23 protein-coding genes are annotated in these 19,923 nt (G+C 51.6%); 8 read left to right on the forward strand and 15 right to left on the reverse strand.

Annotated elements, in window-relative coordinates; all coding sequences use genetic code 11:
- Positions 1-4: 4 nt before the first annotated feature.
- From ACZ5FK_RS08560 to ACZ5FK_RS08570, 3 genes are read right to left on the reverse strand one after another with little or no spacing between them, the layout of a single operon-like run.
- Entirely contained in the window at positions 5-1,252 is a 1,248-nt protein-coding gene (locus ACZ5FK_RS08560) for an amidohydrolase (RefSeq protein WP_464807406.1), read from the reverse strand.
- Positions 1,253-1,254: 2 nt separating this feature from the next.
- On the reverse strand, positions 1,255-1,773 hold the full coding sequence (locus ACZ5FK_RS08565; RefSeq protein ID WP_464804511.1) for a cysteine hydrolase family protein: 519 nt from the start codon (positions 1,771-1,773) through the stop codon (positions 1,255-1,257).
- A 40-nt stretch (positions 1,774-1,813) separates the two neighbouring features.
- Entirely contained in the window at positions 1,814-2,848 is a 1,035-nt protein-coding gene (locus tag ACZ5FK_RS08570; protein ID WP_464804512.1) for a tellurite resistance/C4-dicarboxylate transporter family protein, read from the reverse strand.
- Positions 2,849-2,973: 125 nt separating this feature from the next.
- Between ACZ5FK_RS08570 and ACZ5FK_RS08575 the strand changes: the two genes are divergently transcribed.
- On the forward strand, positions 2,974-3,555 hold the full coding sequence (locus tag ACZ5FK_RS08575; protein ID WP_464804513.1) for a uracil-DNA glycosylase: 582 nt from the start codon (positions 2,974-2,976) through the stop codon (positions 3,553-3,555).
- 284 nt (positions 3,556-3,839) lie between these two features.
- Here the strand turns inward: ACZ5FK_RS08575 and ACZ5FK_RS08580 are convergent, their stop codons facing one another.
- The 6 genes from ACZ5FK_RS08580 to ACZ5FK_RS08605 form a co-directional block, all read right to left on the reverse strand.
- A complete protein-coding gene (locus ACZ5FK_RS08580; protein ID WP_464804514.1) occupies positions 3,840-4,781 on the reverse strand; it encodes a nuclease-related domain-containing protein in 942 nt (313 codons plus the stop codon).
- 56 nt (positions 4,782-4,837) lie between these two features.
- The gene (locus ACZ5FK_RS08585; RefSeq protein ID WP_464804515.1) at positions 4,838-5,365 is read right to left on the reverse strand and encodes a P-loop NTPase family protein; all 528 of its coding nucleotides are present in this window, start codon (positions 5,363-5,365) and stop codon (positions 4,838-4,840) included.
- Positions 5,362-6,114 (reverse strand): class I SAM-dependent methyltransferase, encoded by a 753-nt coding sequence (locus ACZ5FK_RS08590; protein WP_464804516.1) that lies wholly within the window; start codon positions 6,112-6,114, stop codon positions 5,362-5,364. The genes ACZ5FK_RS08585 and ACZ5FK_RS08590 overlap by 4 nt, the downstream gene beginning before the upstream one ends.
- Positions 6,095-6,628: a GrpB family protein gene (locus tag ACZ5FK_RS08595; protein WP_464804517.1), complete on the reverse strand. Its 534-nt coding sequence runs from the start codon at positions 6,626-6,628 to the stop codon at positions 6,095-6,097. The genes ACZ5FK_RS08590 and ACZ5FK_RS08595 overlap by 20 nt, the downstream gene beginning before the upstream one ends.
- Positions 6,629-6,974: 346 nt before the next feature.
- Positions 6,975-7,784 (reverse strand): hypothetical protein, encoded by an 810-nt coding sequence (locus tag ACZ5FK_RS08600; RefSeq protein WP_464804518.1) that lies wholly within the window; start codon positions 7,782-7,784, stop codon positions 6,975-6,977.
- A 47-nt stretch (positions 7,785-7,831) separates the two neighbouring features.
- Positions 7,832-8,967 (reverse strand): IS3 family transposase gene (locus ACZ5FK_RS08605; protein WP_464804519.1). Its coding sequence is split into 2 segments (ribosomal slippage): positions 7,832-8,715 and positions 8,715-8,967, totalling 1,137 coding nucleotides; the frame shifts between segments, so codons are not numbered across the junction.
- A 157-nt stretch (positions 8,968-9,124) separates the two neighbouring features.
- On the opposite strand from ACZ5FK_RS08605, the gene ACZ5FK_RS08610 reads away from it, so the two are divergent.
- Positions 9,125-9,622, forward strand: a complete 498-nt coding sequence (locus tag ACZ5FK_RS08610; RefSeq protein WP_464804520.1) for a hypothetical protein — start codon at positions 9,125-9,127, stop codon at positions 9,620-9,622.
- Positions 9,623-10,098: 476 nt separating this feature from the next.
- On the forward strand, positions 10,099-10,278 hold the full coding sequence (locus tag ACZ5FK_RS08615) for a hypothetical protein (protein ID WP_464804521.1): 180 nt from the start codon (positions 10,099-10,101) through the stop codon (positions 10,276-10,278).
- A gap of 66 nt (positions 10,279-10,344) precedes the next feature.
- On the opposite strand, the gene ACZ5FK_RS08620 is transcribed toward ACZ5FK_RS08615, so the two are convergent.
- From ACZ5FK_RS08620 to ACZ5FK_RS08630, 3 genes are all read right to left on the reverse strand, one after another.
- The gene (locus ACZ5FK_RS08620; protein WP_464804522.1) at positions 10,345-11,463 is read right to left on the reverse strand and encodes an ABC transporter permease; all 1,119 of its coding nucleotides are present in this window, start codon (positions 11,461-11,463) and stop codon (positions 10,345-10,347) included.
- A complete protein-coding gene (locus tag ACZ5FK_RS08625) occupies positions 11,444-12,343 on the reverse strand; it encodes an ABC transporter ATP-binding protein (protein ID WP_464804523.1) in 900 nt (299 codons plus the stop codon). The genes ACZ5FK_RS08620 and ACZ5FK_RS08625 overlap by 20 nt, the downstream gene beginning before the upstream one ends.
- An 870-nt stretch (positions 12,344-13,213) precedes the next feature.
- Positions 13,214-13,768, reverse strand: a complete 555-nt coding sequence (locus ACZ5FK_RS08630; protein ID WP_464804524.1) for a hypothetical protein — start codon at positions 13,766-13,768, stop codon at positions 13,214-13,216.
- Positions 13,769-13,963: 195 nt separating this feature from the next.
- Here ACZ5FK_RS08630 and ACZ5FK_RS08635 point away from each other — a divergent pair, with 195 nt between their 5' ends.
- The 5 genes from ACZ5FK_RS08635 (at position 13,964) to ACZ5FK_RS08655 (ending at position 17,007) form a co-directional block, all read left to right on the forward strand.
- Positions 13,964-14,617 carry a BMQ_0737 family morphogenetic spore coat protein gene (locus tag ACZ5FK_RS08635; protein WP_464804525.1) on the forward strand — a complete coding sequence of 218 codons (654 nt, stop codon included), beginning with the start codon at positions 13,964-13,966 and terminating at the stop codon, positions 14,615-14,617.
- A 102-nt stretch (positions 14,618-14,719) separates the two neighbouring features.
- Positions 14,720-15,274 carry a hypothetical protein gene (locus tag ACZ5FK_RS08640; protein WP_464804526.1) on the forward strand — a complete coding sequence of 185 codons (555 nt, stop codon included), beginning with the start codon at positions 14,720-14,722 and terminating at the stop codon, positions 15,272-15,274.
- On the forward strand, positions 15,271-15,570 hold the full coding sequence (locus ACZ5FK_RS08645) for a hypothetical protein (protein WP_464804527.1): 300 nt from the start codon (positions 15,271-15,273) through the stop codon (positions 15,568-15,570). The genes ACZ5FK_RS08640 and ACZ5FK_RS08645 overlap by 4 nt, the downstream gene beginning before the upstream one ends.
- 16 nt (positions 15,571-15,586) lie before the next feature.
- Positions 15,587-16,210, forward strand: a complete 624-nt coding sequence (locus ACZ5FK_RS08650; protein ID WP_464804528.1) for a hypothetical protein — start codon at positions 15,587-15,589, stop codon at positions 16,208-16,210.
- A gap of 62 nt (positions 16,211-16,272) precedes the next feature.
- Entirely contained in the window at positions 16,273-17,007 is a 735-nt protein-coding gene (locus ACZ5FK_RS08655; protein ID WP_464804529.1) for an MBL fold metallo-hydrolase, read from the forward strand.
- 41 nt (positions 17,008-17,048) lie between these two features.
- On the opposite strand, the gene ACZ5FK_RS08660 is transcribed toward ACZ5FK_RS08655, so the two are convergent.
- From ACZ5FK_RS08660 to ACZ5FK_RS08670, 3 genes are read right to left on the reverse strand one after another with little or no spacing between them, the layout of a single operon-like run.
- The gene (locus tag ACZ5FK_RS08660; RefSeq protein ID WP_464804530.1) at positions 17,049-17,780 is read right to left on the reverse strand and encodes a PepSY domain-containing protein; all 732 of its coding nucleotides are present in this window, start codon (positions 17,778-17,780) and stop codon (positions 17,049-17,051) included.
- Positions 17,777-19,147 carry a sensor histidine kinase gene (locus ACZ5FK_RS08665; protein WP_464804531.1) on the reverse strand — a complete coding sequence of 457 codons (1,371 nt, stop codon included), beginning with the start codon at positions 19,145-19,147 and terminating at the stop codon, positions 17,777-17,779. The genes ACZ5FK_RS08660 and ACZ5FK_RS08665 overlap by 4 nt, the downstream gene beginning before the upstream one ends.
- Positions 19,144-19,854, reverse strand: a complete 711-nt coding sequence (locus ACZ5FK_RS08670; protein WP_464804532.1) for a response regulator transcription factor — start codon at positions 19,852-19,854, stop codon at positions 19,144-19,146. Before ACZ5FK_RS08670 ends, ACZ5FK_RS08665 begins: the two co-directional genes overlap by 4 nt.
- Between the last annotated feature and the right edge of the window lie 69 nt (positions 19,855-19,923).

Below are 19,923 nucleotides of genomic sequence, written 5' to 3' on the forward strand. Positions count from 1 at the left end.
CCTCCTAGTCTACCATAGAATCGTCGGAACTGTTAAACTTCCATACAACCTGCTCCCCCTCAAACAACACAGCCTTCCGCGCAGACCTCCGGGCCACCGCTTCCGCGGAACAGCTGGCCCCAACAAGCACACACGTCGCCGCATCTCCTGGCCGGGGCCAGATCTTCTTTCCGTCTTCACTCAGAGGCGTCCGTCCCCCTGTGATGAACTGCAATGTTCGGGCGAGTGACATTTCATCGGAGCAGCCATACAGCTCCGCGTACCGCCCGGCCTTCTCCAGCTGGTCCCCATTGCCGAAGGGCGACCAGTGATCTGTCAGGCTGTCCGTTCCGAGCTTCACGCGCACGCCGTTTCGGCTAAGCATCGGCAGCGGCATGACCCTGCGGCCGATCGGCACGGTGGAGGCGACCGATATTCCAAGGGAACCCAGCCGGCCCGCCATTTCTTCCGCTTCTGATGGATCTGCACCCGCAAACCAGAACGCATGGCTGACTGTCACTCTTCCTTGCAGCCCCGCGTCTTCCGTCAAATCGGCGATTCGCGTCAATACGCGCTCACCGGCTTCGCCTGCTTCATGCAGATGAATATCGATGTCTGCATTATGCGCGGTTGCAAGCTCGAACGTGAGATTCAGCGACTTCTCGACATCACCGTCCACCCCCGCAGGATCCAGGCCGCCGACATGGGTGGCTCCTGCCGACATGGCCTCCTTCATCAGGCGCGGGACATCCCCGCCCAGTAAACCATGCTGCGGAAATGCGACCAGTTCACCGGATAGCCGTCCGCGGTATGTATCAAACGCCTGGCGGGTCGCCTCCAGTCTGCGGAGCCCGCTGACTTGCTCAATATTACAATGCGCCCGGACATGCGCTGTCCCATATTGCTGGAGGGTGTGCAGAATATGTTCGGCCTGCTGCTGGCACGTCGGCAAAAGCTCCGGCAGCAGGTGCCGCTCCTCTTTTATCCGTCCGCCTAAGCCGGACACAGGGCGGACCGCTTTCCAAGGCCCTCCGAAATATGTCTTATCCAAGTGGATATGGGCTTCCTCGAAGGCCGGGACCATCAGCGATCCCTGGCAGTCATAAACCGGCAGGCCGCATTCCCTTTTCTGATCCGCCGCAATCATCTCAGCGAACTCTTTTCCGGCCACCAGGATATGGAAGAGACCCGTTTCCGTCCCGGTGACTTGTCCGCCTTCACGGATCCATCCTGTTTCGAGTCTCACATTTGTCAGCCAATAAGCATCTTTCATCGTCACACCCCAAGCTCTTCAAAATCCACAACACGCACGACGTCAGACCAATGCAGCACCGTCCCGACAAAATCCCGGATGTCGAGGTCCGCCATCTCATACGTCTCCCCGCTGTTCGTCGTGCCGGTTGCATCTTCCACAAACGTCACCTGATAGCCTCGGTCGAACGCCGCGATGGACGTGAACAGGCAGCAGAATTCCGTCATGAAGCCCGTGATATACAGATGATCGACATCGTTTTCTTTCAGCCTCTCCGCGAGATCCGTTCCATGGAACGAACTTGGCGTCCGCTTCTCAATGACCGGGCCGGCATATTTCGCAATGGATTCGTGAAGCTCCGACCCTCTCGACCCTTCATGCAAGGGGCTGCCTTCCTCCCGGTCGAAATGCCGGATGAAGATGACAGGCTTGTCCTGCTCCTTAAAATGAAGGATCATCTTCTCGATCTTCGCTAATTCCTCCGTAAAATCTCCGTTCTCTACAATCCCATTCTGTACATCGATGACCAGCAGCGCTTCCATCTATAATTCCCCCTTTTCCTACCCTATTCGCGGCGGCCCGCTAGACTTCCTTCTTCACTTTGGAATAAATCCGGTGCAGCAATCCCCCAAACGCCACAAGCCAAGTCGCAAGGGCGACAAATACCATCGCTTTCGGAATCATCTCCAGAAAGGGAACGCCAAGTGCTTTTGACAGCTGAAAGGTGCCGGTCGTATACATGGACAGCGGGAACACCATCCCCCAAATCTGGGGATCGTAGCTGAGCGGGTAACGATGCACGAAATACCGCCAGATCATGAGGATGAAAAGCAGCGGGATCCACCAGGTGCCGGTGATCCAGAAAAACAATGTGAATCCTTTGAGGAATGGCGTGATCTCTACGAGCATCGACCAGTACTCCGCATGCAGGATCAATGTCGACCCGGCAAGCGTCGTGATGGCGACCGCACCCATGTTGATCCAATACGGGGGCGTCAGTGCGTCATATTTAAAATTGACGAACGTAAATCGGTAAAAGATCAGCGTGATGATATTCAGATACAGCATGCACCCGAGGAAATACATGCACAGCGCGAAAAACAGGATGACCGTACGGCCCGCTTCCAGATGAGGCGCAAAGAGAGTGCCGAGTATGGAGAGGGATTGGGTGCCGACCGCAGCGATCAGCCAAGCGCCATTGATCCCCTCTGCCAGCGACGGCTTATTCCGCCGCACCGTGACAGCTGTGAAAAAGGTGTACATGATCAGCAGCCAGAGGAAAATGGCCAGTCCCCATAATCCCATTGCGACTTTGTAATGCCCGCCGACAACAATTAGCTGGCTGCCAAATACGCAAGTCCCGGCGACAAGCGTAAAAAAACCCGGCCCTTTCCGGTGGCTCATCAAGTCTGCCTGAAGACGCGGGAAAAAGTGGAACAGGCGGATGAAGGTAAGAATCCATAAGATGAGGTACGCCGCGATATTGATATAAAGCAGTGCCTTGGCAATTTCATTCATTTCCAGCAATGATGAGCCGATCGACAAGGCGCCTGTCGCCATGGCAAGCGCGAAATAACCAGGGAACAGATCCCTCGCCTGTTTTTTCAAGAATTGCATAGGTCACACCCTTTCAATAAGGTCCTTTTACCACTGTACCCCGATTGCCCTGCTTTTAGATAGCTACCGGCAATCCGATTGGCCTTCGCGAATAGGGGTATTCTATGGAGGAAGGAGGTTTCCGCATGGACGAATTTTGCCCAGTGCGCTGGCCCGAAGATCCTGTGCCTGCCTGTGAACTTGATTGCACAGACTGCGGTCTCTACAGACAAGGGACCCGTATGGTGTGGGGAGAAGGAAACCCGGAAGCGCCCGTCATGATCCTGCTCGACAACCCCGGTGCCCTTGAGGATAAAGAAGGGAAGCCCATGCTGTGCGGCACGAGACAATCTCTGCAGCAGGCCGCCCATGAAGCCGGTCTGCATCCAGAAGATCTCTATGTGACCTATGTCGTAAAACGCCGCCCTGTCCGTGCGTATGACAAGGAGGAAACGCGTACGATCTGCTTGCGGCACCTCGGCCAGCAGTTCGAACGCCACAGGCCGGCGCTCATGATCTGTCTCGGCAACGTTGCGGTCCAATCGTATTTCAGAGACAGCGAAGTGGATGTCAAAGGGCTGCGCGGCAGCTGGCACGATGTGAATGGCATCGAGACGACAGTCGGCTACCATCCCCTGGCCGTCCGGCGCCGTCCGAATTTGTACAAGCTGCTCGTGGAGGATTTGGGGCGGGTGGCGGAGAAACTGCGTGAGGTGGGGAGAGGCTGAGCTGCGGGATCGGCCGGGTGGCGCTGGCGCTTGGCCGATTCCCATCGGCGTGGGACTTTACCACCGGCTTGGCCCTCCTTACCACCGGCTTGGCTCTCGTTACCACCGACGCGGGCCGTTACCACCGGCTTGGCACTCCTTACCACCGACTCGGGCCATTACCACCGGCTTGGCACTCCTTACCACCGACGTTCGGCTCGTTACCACCGGCTTGGCACTCCTTACCACCGACTCGGCACTCGTTACCGCCGGTTCGTCCGCCCACACATCAAAAAAACGCACGGTTAAGTGCTTTTTTTGTCTTCCATCGTCAAATCTATGGTGTATGTCCGATTTCGGCAGGCGCCATCTCTTTTGAGCGGCATGGAGGTGAGCAGCCGATGTGCCGTCTGTTGACGATCAAGGTGCAGAAAGTGGCGGCAGTCACGATTCCGCATGCCACCGCCGAACAGGAGGAACCATTCTCGCAAAGCCTGTTCGTGTGCGTTACTGCTTGTACTGTTACATGCGTTACACCGCCAGCCTCCCATGTATTTCGCCATTCCGAAGCGACCGCAATTTGGACAGATGACGCCTGTGCGGATATCGTTCCGAGGAATCGAATAGGCGGTGCAGATCGGCGCTGGCACAAACGGCTGGTGCGCGTTTGTTATTTGATGGAGTAAGTCATGGAATTCTGGGGCAGGAAGAACATTTGGAGAAAGAGGTAATTTGCGGATGAAAGTGGGGACCGCATTAGGGAATAAGATCGGAATGTCTGTTTTGAACACTTGAATGTGCTGCTTGGGGTAAGCGAGCACCACTGCTCCGTATACGGGAAGTGTCCATCTGCGCTGCTTTAGCCAGTCTTCGAACAGGCGGCTGTTGCTTTCGAGCTGAACGAGCGGGCTTTGGAAGCGGCTGATTTTCCCTGACTCCGACAACCTTGTGAGCTGCGGCGGGTTTTCAGTGACGGTCAGCTCGCCCGCGATGTTTTTCACTTCAAAGATCACTGCAAATGAGGGGGTTAGAAATAGCGTGTCGATCTGAAAGGGAGCACTGGAGACGAGAGAGACATCTTGTAAGACGGCGTGATTCATTGAAAAAGAATATCTTTCTAACACCTTATCGAGTTCTTGCTCCCCGCCAAAACCAGCTTTGACGACTGCCAGCTTCGTTTGCAAAACTGGCAATGCTTCGTGATATTCCGGCAAGCGCCGGATCGCGGCTGCCAACCCTTCCAACAAAATTGGGACCCTTCTCTGTTTGTGTATGAATGCCATCACCCTTTCTGCTCTTACATTCACACTCTACCAAGTTTAAAACATTCAGTCAAACGACATTGCAGTTTCCGATCCCCCGCCGGATTCCCCCGAACGACCACCAACTTCGGCTGATAGGGCTTCAACTGCTCCAGCAAAACAGGCCGCTTCCGCTCAAAGTCATCCGTCCAGTTATACATATTCAGCAGCATGCGAAAATCGGGCCGGTATGCGCATTTCTCCAGTCCCAGCACTTGTTTCAGGTGCCTCTTGAAAATCCGATACCTCCTCAAAGCAAGCCGCGGATCGAGCCATACAACCAAATCGGCCATCTCAAACAGCTCATGATACGACGGGCGGTATACCCCTTCCATGATCCAGCCGCCCGCCGCGTCAAACGCGCGAATCACCTCCATCTGCTCCTCCGGCGGCCGCTTCACCCGTTCCCCGTCCACTTCATGGTACACGACCGCATCCAATTCAATGAACGGCAAGTCGAGTTCTGCGGACAGTTGTCTTGCATACGTCGTCTTCCCGCTCGCGACGATGCCCATTATGAAGATTTTCAAATCCGCCTCACCACATAGACCATTGACACACTTTCCGCATGCAGCGCGCTCCCGTCCCAATCGCCGTACTGCCGGGCGATCTCAAATCCGTTCTCCTCAAACAGCCGCGCCATCTCCTGCGGGAATGAATAGCGGAGCCGGATACTGTCTTCCTCTGCTCGAAGGAAAACGCCATTCTTCAAAACCTGCCGCGTCGTCCGGCAGTCCAAAATTTGTGTCAGATGATCATATGTATCGCAATGCGCCTCCACGATGTCATTGCCGGCATGATCGTTGAAACGCTCTTCATACTCTTCCACTGCCGCAAGCTCCCGGAGCACAGGATTCCGAGTATCGAAAATAAATATTCCATCCTTCTCCAAATGCCTCTGCACTGCCTCTAGCAAGGCATTCTGTGCTTCATTCGTCAGAAAGTGCTGGAATGAATTTCCCGTCATGAATGCAACAGGAAACCGGGACGGCAAATTCAGCTGCACGCAATCCTGATGAAAGAATTCAATAGACAGTCCGGCCTCTTCCGCTTTCCGACTCGCCCGTTCCAGCATCCCTTCATGCAGATCAATGCCTGTCATCCGGTAGCCCATCCGAGCCATCGGAATCGTCAGCCGGCCCGTTCCGCATGCAAGCTCCAGAATCCGCTCACTCTCCCCAGCCCATTTCACAATCAGGTCCAAGTCCTTTTGATACCGATCATACAGATGATCATACAGTTCCGGATCTGCATATTTCTCAAGATTTTCCGCTGTCATTCCACATATCCCTCCACGTTAACGCTTCCTTCTCTATTTCACGCACGAGCCCATCCTTCCCTCGTATGTATGCAGCCATATCAGCCGGATGCCGCCTCGCCAGCCGCTCCTTCCATTCCCCGTACTCCCTTGCTCGCTCTGGATGCATCCGTAAATAATCGCGGAACGCGAGGTGGCGCTCGATATCATCTGCCCCTTCCGCATATACATGCACGTGGTGCGTCCGGGCATCGCCGCCTTTTTGAAAATACCTGCGCCCCGGCAGCCCGTTCTCCCCTTTTGCTTCGTAGCCAAGTTCTTTCATTTTATCAGTCAGGGAATCAACCGCCGCTATCTCCCGCACGACAGGCATGACATCAATGATCGGCTTCGCAGAGAGACCCGGCACCGACGTGCTTCCGATATGATGCATTGCAAGCAGCTCCCCACCGAATACAGCACGAAGCTGATCCGCTTCCCTTTCAAATGCAAGTGGCCATTCATCTGAATACGGCAGGACTTCGATGGTTCTCACTTGATGTATTCACCTCACGATTTAACTCTCTTTCAGATATCATCCCCTTTTATTTCTTGAAACCCTGTTTATATTCCTTCCTCATGGACGATTGAGGGGTATTACCAAAGGTACGATTCTCGCGTTTAAACAGTTTAACGGATAAAACCACTCAAAAAGAAAATTCATGCAGGCTTCCAAATGTCAGCACGCCCGGGAATTAAACCTATTTCATCAACTTGTCGCTAGTCTTCCTCTCCCTATACTGCGTCTCGTAGTTCAATACCTGTTTTCATCGAAAATTGTTTTTTCGTCTCATTTTCTTCTTTAATAGTAAAGGCCTGCTTTTACATTTTATAGTTGTGCGTCATTTCAGTAGTTCATTTGACAATCCAGTGTCGTCAATGTACTCAAACTTGCCGATCTTCCCTTTTTCCTTTGTTGAGAATAGAACCGCACCTGACACATCTGCTGTATTTTCCTTCTCACCCTCTTTCCGATAACCAACCGTTGCTGTGAAAGTATATCGATTAGAATCCCCTTTAGGCTTTTCAACCGTCACATCTTTCAAATTCAGCTTATAGCCATATGTATAAGCGGAAACAGGATAATGATATCCAGTTGTATTGAGAAAAGTTTTGAGATAGAACTCTGTAAAATAAGGACCATAAACCTTATACACATACTCATCCAACTCCTTGTTCACTTCTTGATTGTCTACTACAGTCGTATATGTTGGATTGTGAAGAAGTCCCATAAACTCTGGGTCTGGCCCATTGAACTGAAGCTCGAGAACTTTTTTTACAATACTGCCATTTACGTCTTCTGCTTTATCCTTTGAACAAGCAGACAATACTAGCACCGACAGTAGTATCAAACTTAAGAATAATAAATTCAAAACCTGAGCTTTCACGATATTTTTTATCATAATAACACCTCCTATTACATTATACTTATTTTTCATAAAAAAGGATTCAAGTTTGTATTGTCCGTGATTTTCTGCTTGAAAATTTTTAGTTTGTAGAATACTGTATGGATTGTCAACACTAAACCGCACAAAATTTTTAAGGTCCTTGCCCATTTGATGTTGCGACTTGACAGCGAGCCTCTGCAGGCATGACTTTCCGGCCAGGACGCCAGATTCAAAGGTATCTGGCCAAGCCCCCAAGGCTATCATGCCTGCCCCTCACTGTAAAGGCGCAACGCCCCTTGCACGATATCCGCTTAGCTCCCTATGGCCGCCTTACGGTATTCCGTTGGCGTCAGATAATCAAGGGTGCCGTGTATGCGAAAATTGTTGTACCAGTTCACATAATCATCAAGTTCCAGATCCAATTGCTGCTGGCCTTCAAAACGCATTTGCTTGATAAATTCCGTCTTTACCACATTGAACATTGCCTCAGCGACCGCATTATCATAAGGGCATCCTTTCATACTCAGCGATCGCTTGATGTTGAATGTTTCCAGCACTTCGCTGATGAGTTGATTGTCAAATTCACTCCCACGGTCGGTGTGGAACAGTTGAATGGAATTGAGCGGACGATCAATACGTGACAAGGCTTTATAGACAAGCTGGACATCCTTATGTGGACCGGCACTATAGCCGATGATTTCCCGGTTAAAAAGGTCGGTGAATAGACAAACATAATGCCACCTGTAGCCGACCCGGACGTATGTCAGGTCGCTGACAACGACAGCCAGTTCCTCTTGCCCGTTAAACTCCCGGTTCAGAACGTTTTCCACTTTTTCTTCATTAGACTTGCTTTTATGCGGCTTGAATTGGGCGATCGTGTAATTTGAAACAAGCCCTTCCTCGTGCATGATCCGGCCAATCCGCCTTCTGGAGACAATATGACCTTTCTTTTTTAGTTCAACTTTAATCTTTCGAGTACCGAAGTTCTTTCGGCTCGTAAAGAAGATCTCACGGATCAGTTTCACCAGTTTTTGTTCATCTTCTTCTATTTTCACTTGGGTCTCAGCCTGAAGATGGGCGTAATAGGTACTTCTTGAAGTTTGGAGGACGTCGCACATTGCTGATACCGAATAGAGGTGAGCGTTATTGCGGATCACATCTATTTTCGTCCCATGATCAACGCTGCTTGCTTTAAAATATCGTTCTCTATCCGCAGCTGCTGGTTTTCTTTTCGGAGTAGAAGCAACTCTTTCTCTTCCGGTGTCCGGTTATCTTTTTCCTTGAATGAACCTGTGGTTGCAGACTGCTTCACCCATTTATCGAAGGCTGACGCGGTCAAATCGTATTCACGTATAATATCTGCTCTCGATTTACCATTTTCATAAAGTTGAACCATTTGTTTTTTAAACTCTTGCGTATATGTTCGTCTCAGTCTTTTTTCAGTCATTGTAGATCTCTCCGTTTCTGGTAGATGTATTCTACAAGACCTTAATTTTTTTTGTCCAACTAAGTGTAGCCTATCCATGTATTGTAGAGAGGAGGAAACATGATTAACTGGCAAAAACGCTCTTAGAACAAAATGATATATGAAGGGATAGAGTAATATGAAAAAGTTGTTAAGTTTAGTTGCTGTCATTTTCTTGTTCAATATTATTTATGTTTCGTCAGCAAGTGCATCAACAGCCATTCTTAATTCACAAAATGATGAAATATCACAGTCTAAAGCTGATAAATCGGCTCATTCGCACACGGATGAATTATCAATGCAAGATGGCGAAATAAATCCTTTATATATTCCTTGTGAGGGAACTGGTCGAAAACATCAAATGACAGGACGCGGAAAGGGGCAAGTCCCACTTACAAACGGTAAAAATTACTTTGGGAATTTATACCAATGTATAGGTTGCAGTCAGGGAATCGTCTCAGTAAATAATTACTATGGTATTCTTAAACCTTCAGCACCTGGGGAATATATTGCTGTATATTTACCTCATCAAACGCAGTATGGATACGATTTTACGAAAAAGGGAGTTAAATATAATTTATCTTATTCGGATTCATACACCTCTGGATTGTTTGAATCAATAGAATTCGTATATTAATAGCCCGAGATAGAATGTTCTATTCCGTAAACAACTCAGTTTTTAGTTTGGCTTTTTCTACGCTAGCTTAGATTAACAAAAAGAGGCTAGGAGATCATCCGTTGTCTGGAATTCTCCTAGCCTCTTCCATCTCAAGCCTGCATAAAAAATGACAGCTTGTCCTTGCATGCCTCTCATTGGCTTTCATGCATTATCTGATTACTATTGCCCCTAACTGTGCTTTGGCATGGATTTACTTTGAGTGTATATCAATGGCTACTCCTAACGAGTGGAAGTTTATTCAATTTGTTATCAACCAACCGAGTTACCATCTTTTATAACGAAAACAATCTAACACTTTTTGTTCTTCTAGATTTAATTTTTTTTGGTTTTTGGGTTTTCTGGGTCAATTACCATGTAAAGATACAAAACGATTATTATCGTTCGCTATCAAAAGAGAACGGTAAAATCCGCCTCAGCCGATATCTTTTGGCGCATTGGCTGCGTCTCAGACCGTCGTCTTCTCGACACACGACCTCCATACCGCCGGGTTGATTGCAGACGAAGTGCTGTTTTTGGACCGCGGAACGGTTCTTGACAAAGGACCGATCTCCCGCTTTGCTGATGTCGGGTTGTACCATACGTTCCAGCGGCTGTACCGGGAACAAGTACTGTAATCATCACGACCTTTTTCGATAAATCGCATGGCAAATGGCCCGCTGGGAGTACCAGCAGGCCTGTCGTCAGGTGATTTTCGCCGTATTGATCTTCCATGACGAAAGAAGGTACAGAACCCCCGCAAGAACGAGCGTCACCGGAATGGCCTGATACCAGATATAATCGTTCTGGAAGAGGATCATGTCACCAGGCAGCAAGTTCATGAACGGATTGACCCAAGCGAAGAAACCGATCGGCACAAAGGTGGAAAGCAAGTAACCTGCGCCGAATGTCAATAGCAGCATCCCGAGTGTTGGTAGCGTCTGCTTGAACAGCAGGCTGTACAATAGATAGAGCGGGATGACGAGCAGGATGGTGACCGTCGCGAGGAGCAAGCCTTTCCCCATATAATCCGCTATCGTTATAAATTCAAAGACTCCGCCTTTTTCAATCAAAACAGGATAGTGAAGCGATCCGCCCTTGCCGAAAAGGAACCCCGCCACAGCTGCCAGAAGCAGGACGACCCCCATCATGACAATATAGAGGAGCACAGCACTCCAAAACTTGCTGACGACAATCCAGCGTTTCTTGAGCGGCTGCGTGAAAAGCATGTGGATCGAATGGTTTTCATATTCTCCGGACATGGACTCCCCGATCATCATGAGCAGGATGAGGAGCGCCCCGAAATGGATCAGCAAGTCCACAATCTGTTTCATGAAGTTCGGCCATGCGATGCTGTACACCGGATGCTCAGGCGGAATGCCAGTCGCAAGAAGCTTTTCGTTCATCGCCATCGTCTGCGCGATCTCCTCCTCAGACAGCGGATGATCGCCGCCCGCTTCCTTATAGGCGAGCGTATCTGCATAGATCTCATTTTGCAGTTTCAGTTTCGATTGCCAGTCATCGGCTGGCGCAATGGTGAAAAGCTCATATAACTTTGATAGCATTCCTTCGTTGATCTTCTGAAGGCGGAGCTGCTCTTCGTCCTTCGGATCCCGTTCCAGCGCATATTGATGGAGATTCGAATTGCTCTGGCTCTTTTTGATCTGTGTTTCAATCGCTTGGATGGCTTCCTTCTGGATGTACGGCTGAAAGACGACATTGCGGGTGAAGAGAAGGGCGACGCCTGCGGCTAGGAGCACTAGAAGATAAAGGAACTTTTTGCTAAAAAAGAGCTTTTTGCATTCAAACACGAACAGCTTCATGTTCTTTCTCCTCCGCAAACAGTTCCTGGTACCGCGTTTCCGCCCCGAGCTTCTTGTTTTCGATCTGTTGGATGGTAAGGCCGTTCGTCTTCATCACATCCAGAAAGCGCTGCAGCACGACTTCGGACTCCGAAAATGCAATCCGTCCATCCTCGCTTACCGCATGCGGAATGCCTGCCGCTTGCAAGATGCGATCCGCCTTTTCCAGCTGGTCGACCTTCACAAAGTAATGGTTTGTCGAAAAATCTTCAAGCGATTCTTTGAGAAGGGCCCCGTCCTTCATGAAATAAATCAAATCGGTCAACCGGTCGATCTCATCCAGATTATGAGACGATAAGATGATCGTCGTCCCTTCCCTATAAAGCTCCAGCAAGATATTCCGCATATTGATGGCGCTCGTCGGATCCAGCCCATTGAGCGGTTCATCCAGCAGCAGCAGTTTCGGATCGTTGATGATCGCCATGGCGAGGAGCAGATGCTGCTTCATCCCGAGCGAGTAATTGCGGACACGCTTCTTCATATAGCGTGTCATGCCGACCCGGTCCGTGACTGCTGTTATTTTGGAAAGGGGGATTTTCTGCACATTGCAAATGAATTTCAAATGGTCGTACCCCGTCAGGTCGCCATATAAAATCCGGTTGTCCTGCAAGTAGGAGACATCATAGAAAATGGAAGGATCCGTATGCTTCTTCCCAAGCAGCTCCACGCTCCCTTCAGTGAAGGGCAGCAAGTTCATCATGCAGTTCATCAGCGTCGTCTTTCCCGCCCCATTCGGCCCGACCAGCGCGATGATGCGCGGTGTTTCGATTGCTATATCAATCCCTTTTAACACTTCTTGTTTCTTATATCGCTTTTTCAAACCGCTAACATGTACAATCATTTCAATCCCCCCTTAACTCTGTCTCTTGTACTCAATTTTCGAGAATATATATGCGAGTATGAGCAGTAGAACCGTGTATACTCCGAGCACAAGCATCCCGTTCGAATACGAGAACGCAAAGTTTTTAAGCGTTGCAGCGAACTCCATTGTGACAATCTCAGGCGTCTTATGGAAGGAATCCCCGCCCCGCGCGAGGACGCCTGGCGGGGATTTTTGGATGGTGATGGGGTGTTATCACCGGGTAGGCAAGGGTTATCACCGGGTAAAAGGGGTTTATCACCGCCTAGACGCACTTTATCACCGGGTAAAGGAGGTTTATCACCGGCTGCGCAGAGGTTATCACCGGCTAGCACGTGTTTAACACCGCCTGGCTACAACTCAAAGCTCTTCAGCAGCTAGTCAGTGGATTTATCATTACTTAGAAAGACGTTATCCCCCCTCGAGTCCTGGCCAGCAACACCCACCAGACAACCGGCATCCTTCTCCCGTTCACGGCTTGTCTAGTCGCCTGCAAAAAAAGTGCCCACCTTAAAAAAAAGTGGGCAATTCTACTGGGTTTCTCACCCTTCTACAGTCTCTTCGGCAGCAGATCGCGGCCATGGATACGGCGGCGGTGCCGGATAATGATGATGATGATGCATACACTCGGCATCCCTTGCGACAAACGGACCTAACCGACGGCAATTTCTATGGTGGTGGCAATGACAGTGGTGGTGGCAGTGGTGGCAATGGCAATGATGTGAGCCTCCGCATCCGCCACGGTGGAAGCAAGACATAGGAACACCTCCCTTCTCCGTTATTCTATTCATTCGAATGGGAGAAGGACGGGCTGGCAACCATGTTTGCCGGAATGCACAGCCTTCTGAGGTATTACTTTTTCTTGAACCGCTTCCAAAACGCAGTTTCGGAAGGGGATTCAATGCCTGGCGGCTGCTGGGCGGGTTTTGCCTGACTCTTCGGTGACTCTGCCGGGGTCTCCGGCAGGTCAGCCGCCTGATCCGGCAACGATTCCCCGTACGATTGAGCGGGCAGCTGGAAGAGCGGCGTCTTGTTTCTGCCTGCCATGCCGCTTTGGATCGGCTGGCCCGCTAAGTTCTGTAAATTTCTAAAGGATGGTGCCGCCTGCGTATGTTGGCGGCGCGGCGGTTCCAACTGTTGCGGGCGTGAACGTTGTGGGGTTCCCCTCACCTGCACATCCTCGCGCCGTACCGCTTGCTCACGCAGATTTGCCAGACTTTCTTCTATTAAGAGGACCAGCTCATGGAACTCTCCTTCCATCCGTCCCATTTTCCGTTCCACCTCTGCCACCCTCTTACGCAGCTGGCCATCGCCCTCCACCACCTCTTCTTTCATCGTCGAAAGGGCTTCGCGATACCGCTCAATCTTCTTTTGGAGACGTTCCACTTCCCGGGCTGTCTCATCCACCTGAAACACCTCTTCCCCCTTGTTCTTCTCCTTTCTATCCTATTGCCATAAAAAGCATGTGGTGACTTAGGAAGCTTGCCCATCCGCGAAAAACCACTCTGTAAAATGAAGGCAAGCCTTCCCTTTGCCTACGCGGCGCAGTCCTCGGCACATATGCTACGTATGCAAGGCAATAAAATAATGGAGGTGATACTAATGCAAGAAAATCGTCAACTTCCCGCACAGGAACTGATCTGCATTAATGTCGACAAGGTGTATGACTGGGTGATGAAAGAGAATACGTTCACGTTTCCGCTCAGCAGTCCAATTTTCTTCCCTGGCGTACACAATATAGATGACGATCAACTACGCGCTGCAGAAATCACTTGCCGCGTGCGTCCAGCGGAAATGGACCCGGTCGTCATTTTGCGACGAGAGAATCGTCAATTTACGATCGATGGCCAGACTGTCTGCTTGCAGCAGCTGACCATCCGCAAGAATTTCGTGATCCGTGTAATCCTTACACTTCCGAATGGGACAGTACATCGCAGTGCCGAAATTCCAGTATCCGGGTCAGAACAAGTCATCATGTGCGCACCAGACGAAACAGAAGTGACTGTCACATACACTGACCTTGATTGCTTCGTCAGTTCCGGCAGAGCGGTTACAGACAGTCAGGTACCAGGCGGACGCAATGTCACATTCTCCGGCCTCGTTGTCACCGTGTCCATCTGTCAAAGCATCCAATCCACATTCCCGGTCACTGTCGAATTCCTCGCAGACTTCTGCGAGCCGCGTGCTGAGCTTGCGATCGGGTCCTGCCCGCTTCCAGCTATGCCGCCGCAATGCCCGGTCATCTTCCCGGACTGAGAAAAGGACTACCGACAGTGCTATTTGTACAAGTAGGCACATACCATGAAGGGAGAAGGCAGACGCCTCTCCCTTTATTTTGCTGTATCAGGAGGTTTTCAGATGAACCCAATAGAAGAGAAATTAAAGGAACTGCACGAGGCAACGCAGTCATTTCTGCTTGAACTGAAAGAAGTGCTGCCGCCCCGCACGCAGGAACCGCATTGCGTCAGCCACTTTACATATGGTATTCATATTGCGCACCAGGCGGAAGAGGACAGTTTTGTACTCGGGTCGTTTCACATCCGGAACACCGGCGCACGGCCGCTGACGAATCCGGTGATCCATCTGACAATGTCGGAAGGCGCCCCTTTCTCCTTGCACGGAAAGTTCTTTCACCAGGAGTCCGCCCGTCCCTCCCAGCTGACAAACGGCTGGGAACGGCTGAACGACCGGACGGACCGTTCCCGTTTCCACTTGCGGCCGATCGGAGTCACGTCCATCGAACCAGGCGGCAGTCTTTCATTCACAAACTTCCAATTGACCTGGCGCCCCCTCGCGGAATATGCGGGCAGCCTGACAGCGGCCGTCTTCTGTGATGAATATCCGGATGGCGTTCCAGCTCTTACTTCCATCAATATCAACGGCAGCCTGCCGGAAATGGGGGAACTTGCGTGACGGAACCATTCAACGTAAGCGAAGCACTGCAACAAGTCCTAGGCGAGCTCACTGGAAGCCTGCACACGTCCAGGCAGCCTTTATCCGAGGACTCGGGCAGTTACATGTATCTCGACAGCAAGACCATCAATCTGGTCCTTCTCTATATTCTGATGAATAAAGAGCTGCAGCTTACGAGACAGGCAAACCGCAACATGCCTGCCGTCCTGCAGAAAACGCTCGTGGACGAGATTGAGACAATGATCGAAGAGAACAAGACGGTGTTCACGGAGATTTTAGATGGCTTGAAGAAATGACAGAGGAGGGATGCGGTTGACGCAGCAGAGCGACCCCGTACAATTGCAGCAGACAATCATTTATCTGCGGTCCGAATTGAATAAATACAGAAAGAATGACCCTTCTTCCGCCGCTGCCCTTCTCGCCGGCCTGGAAACGGAACATGACCGGCTGCTCGAGCAGCTAAGGCAGCTGCAGCATACGAACCGGAAACTCGAGAAACGGCTTGTCCTGTATGAGAAAAGGCTGCGCGCTCGGGATATACAGCTCCAGCAGAAGGAAATGGAAACCAGCCGATTGCATGCAATCCGCAACGAACTGCATCTGCTGCTCAGCAGCCTTGCGAAAGGGATGAGTGGCGGACTCGCGGTGGGTGTTCCGGAAGGACTGGAGGCATTGATACCCGGCTCAGAGAATGCAAACCGCAAGCTGGACGAGCTTCTCGGAATCATGAAGCGGCAGGAAGCAGCAACGGAAACCGAAGAAAGCCTGCGCTTGGCGCTCAGCAACGAGAAAAAGCTGACCGAAGCCCAGCGCGAACTGATCCATACACTGGAGACCTATGTGGACCGGCTGACCGGTGCGCCGGAAGATAGCGAACCTGAGCTCATCCTGGAACAGATCACGCAGCTCATGCAGTCGTATCAGAGATGGTATTGACTGCAAGAACCTGAAAAACGGAGTATGATGGGGGGAACTCACTTACTTCCGGAGGTGCTTCCATGAATATTACGACAGTCGGCGTTTGGGGCGGGTATCCGAAAGCGAACGGTGCGACGTCCTCTTTTTTGATCGAAGAGAACGGGTTCCATCTGCTGTTCGACTGCGGCAGCGGCGTACTTGCATCCCTCCAGAACTATCTGCCGCTCGAAAAGCTGGATGCTGTTGTCATCAGTCATTACCACGCCGACCATATTGCAGATATCGGCAGCCTGCAATACAGCAGGCTGATCAACTATTATACCGGGAACCCGATGCCCGCTTTGCCGATTTACGGTCATAAGGAAGACGCAGAGCAGTTTGAGAAACTTACCTATAAGGGGCAGACCGAGGCGCTGGAGATCACCGGGGACTCCGCCGTCCGGATCGGCCCATTCCTGGCAACGTTCTGCCCGACCATCCATCCGGTATATTGCCTGGCAATGAAGCTCAGGGCAAAAGGGAAAACCGTCGTCTTCACTGCGGATTCGGAGTGGTCCGATGAACTGGCCGCATTTGCTGAAGGCGCGGATCTGCTCGTCTCGGAAGCGAATCTGCATGAGGAACACATCGGCAAATCACCAGGGCATATGGCGGGCAGCGAGGCCGGACAACTGGCAGACGAGGCAGGCGCCGAGCGGCTGATTCTCACCCATCTTCCGCAATATGGATCGCTCGAGGAGATCCGGGAAGCGGCCGCGTCCCGTTTTACGGGGCCGGTCGAGCTGGCAGCAGCCGGGAAAACGTATACCGTGTGAAAAAACATGCATCCGGCACAATGGATGCATGTTTCATCATTTTAATCGTCCCATTCCACGGACATCACAGCTCCTGAGATGGCATGGATCTGATAGGTCACTTCGTCCCGGTCGTCATCCGTATCGAGTTCGATATTGACCAGATAATACCCCCCGCCTTCCGTCTTGACGAAATCGATGTCATCGACTTCATACGGGGCGCTTGTCTTCAGCTGGGAGACCGCGATTTGCGCAGCCATCTTCTCCGAAATCAGGACGGTCTTTTTCGGGGCAGACGGCTTTTGCGCAGGTTTCGATGATGTTTGTGCAGCCGGCTTGCTGGCCGGCTTTTCAGGTTTTGCAGTGCCTGCCTGGTCTTTCGGCTTCTCACTAGGCTTCGTCGCTCCAGCATCCGGCTTCTTCGCCGGTTCTTCCGGTTCCTGCGGTTTTTCAGCTTTCGGCTTCTCTGTTTCATCAGCTTGCGGCTGGCTCCCGCTGTCCGCCCGCGCCACTTCCTTCGTCTGGATCAATTCAAGGACCTGTCCGGTATCCGGATCGACCGTCGCCGTATATTCGGCCCCTTTTCTCGATAACTCCACTTCGAAGACGCCGTCACGCTCTTCGACACCTAGGACGCGGCTGCCATACATCGTGCCGAGCTGATCTTTGACTTCCTCTTTTGAGAGCGGATCGCTCTTTGACATGACAGTCTTTGTATACAGCTCACTGCCTGCCAGGATGACGAGGGTCAACAGGATCGGCAGAAACCAAGGCTTCCGTATCCATTGTCTCATGCATGTTCCCTCCTTCCGTCTTTCTCAGGCTCGGGAAAAGTCAGGCGGAATGTCGTCCCCAGCCCTTCGATGCTTTCCACTGTCAATTCGATGCCGAGTGCATCAGCAATCTCCTTTGCGATGGCAAGCCCGAGGCCCGTACCGCCTGTCTTCCGGCTCCTGTCCGTCTCCACCCGGTAAAACCGGTTGAACAGATTGGGAATGTCTTTCGCGGGGATGCCCCGTCCATAGTCCGCCACATAGATTTCATTGCCGCCTTCAGTGCGCCGCAAGCCAGCGATGATCTCCCCGTCGCTGTATTTCCTTGCATTGTCGAGGAAGATGAACAGCAGCTGCCGAAGATACTTCTCATCCGTCACAGCGATCAGCTCGCCGCCTGCCTCGATCCGTATGTTCCGGTTGAACGATTGCTGCAGCGGCGGGACGACCGACTCCAGCAAAGCGAGCAGATGAATCGGCCGCCTGTCGAAGGTACGGTCCTTATGGCTTTTTGCAAGCTCCAGCATCTGGGCGATCATCTCTTTCATGCGGACGGCTTCATTCAGGATGGCATCCGTCGCTTCAAGTGCCACATCCCGATTATCATACCCCTGCCGTTTCAGCAGCCGCGCATAGCTCTCGATGACGGTGAGCGGCGTTTTCAGTTCATGGGACGCATCGGAGACGAACTGCTCCTGCTGGAGGTAATTGCGCTCCAGCTGCTCCATCATTTCATTGAAGGAACGCTCCATAAGAGCCAGTTCGTCGTTCCCTTTTGCAGACGTATGGATCTTTTCATACGTCCCTTCCTTCCGGCTTTCCGACATCGTCGCCAGCAGCTTCTCAATCGGCTGCATGACAATGCGGCTGAGGGTCATGCTGGAAAGGATGCCGACCAGCATCGCGAGGAATGTCACGCCGAAAAGGACATATTTCAATGTCTTCAAATTGGCGGCCACGTCGGTCAGCAGCTGCGTCATCTCCAGCGTTACGACCTCGCCTCCCGGCCAGATGATCGGTATGTCGATGGTCAGCGCATCAAATCCATCATATTCACCAATCGCATATTTTTCGTCAGGTTCCGGGACAGAATGGATTTTCGCGAGCGTCTCAACCGACCGGATGAACGTCGTGACTTCCCCCGCTCCGTTCTTGATGCGGATCGCTCCGTTCGCCGGGATGTAAGCCCTCAGGACAATGCCGACTTCCCTTTCGTCGTCGATGCCGCTGAGCGCGGTCGTCAGTTCTTTCGACCGGCTGAGCAGCTGCTTGTATTCCGTCGTATGCGACATCTTCTCGAACAGGAAGTAGATGCCGCTGTTCGCCACAATCAGCACGACCAGCATGAGAAGAGTGGAAAAAAGGTGGATCTTCGTCTTCAGTTTCATTGAATGGCTTCCTTCAATACATAACCGACCCCGCGCACCGTCTGGATCATCGAGGTAGCGGGATCGCCATCGTCAATTTTTTTACGCACATACCGGATATATACATCGACAACATTCGTGTCGCCATAATAATCATACCCCCATACCGCGTCCAGCAGCTGCTCGCGCGTCAACACCTGGTTCGGATGCTTCAATAGATGCAGCAGCAAGTCATACTCCCGCGGCGTCAAATCGATCGGCGCGCCGTCCCGCTTCACTTCGCGGGTCTGGTCATGGATGGAAAGGCCGCCGTATTCGAAAAGATGCTGTTCTTCCTTCGCGGCAGGAGACGCGCTTCCCCGCTTTGCATTCCGCAAGGCGGAGCGGATGCGGGCCAGCAGTTCATCGATCTCGAACGGCTTCGTCACATAGTCATTCGCCCCGAGGTCGAGCCCCGCCACTTTATCTTCGACGTTACTTTTCGCAGTCAGTAAGATGACCGGGGTCGCGTCCTCCGTCGCACGGATCCTTCGCAAGACATCCAGGCCGTTCAGCCCCGGCAGCATCAGGTCGAGCAGGATGAGATCCCACTCTTGCTCGCGGTACGTGATAAGCCCGTCAGTGCCGGTATAGGCGATGCCGACTTCATACCCTTCAAATTCCAGTTCCAATTGCAAAACGCGCGCGATGCTCTCTTCATCTTCAATGACCAATATCCGTTCTTTCATGCAGCTCACCTGTCTGTTTTTCCTCTTATTCTACCGGACTTGGCCAGTGCAGTCTATCAGGCTTCCTCC

This window comes from Sporosarcina sp. GTC18466 (genome assembly GCF_055389225.1).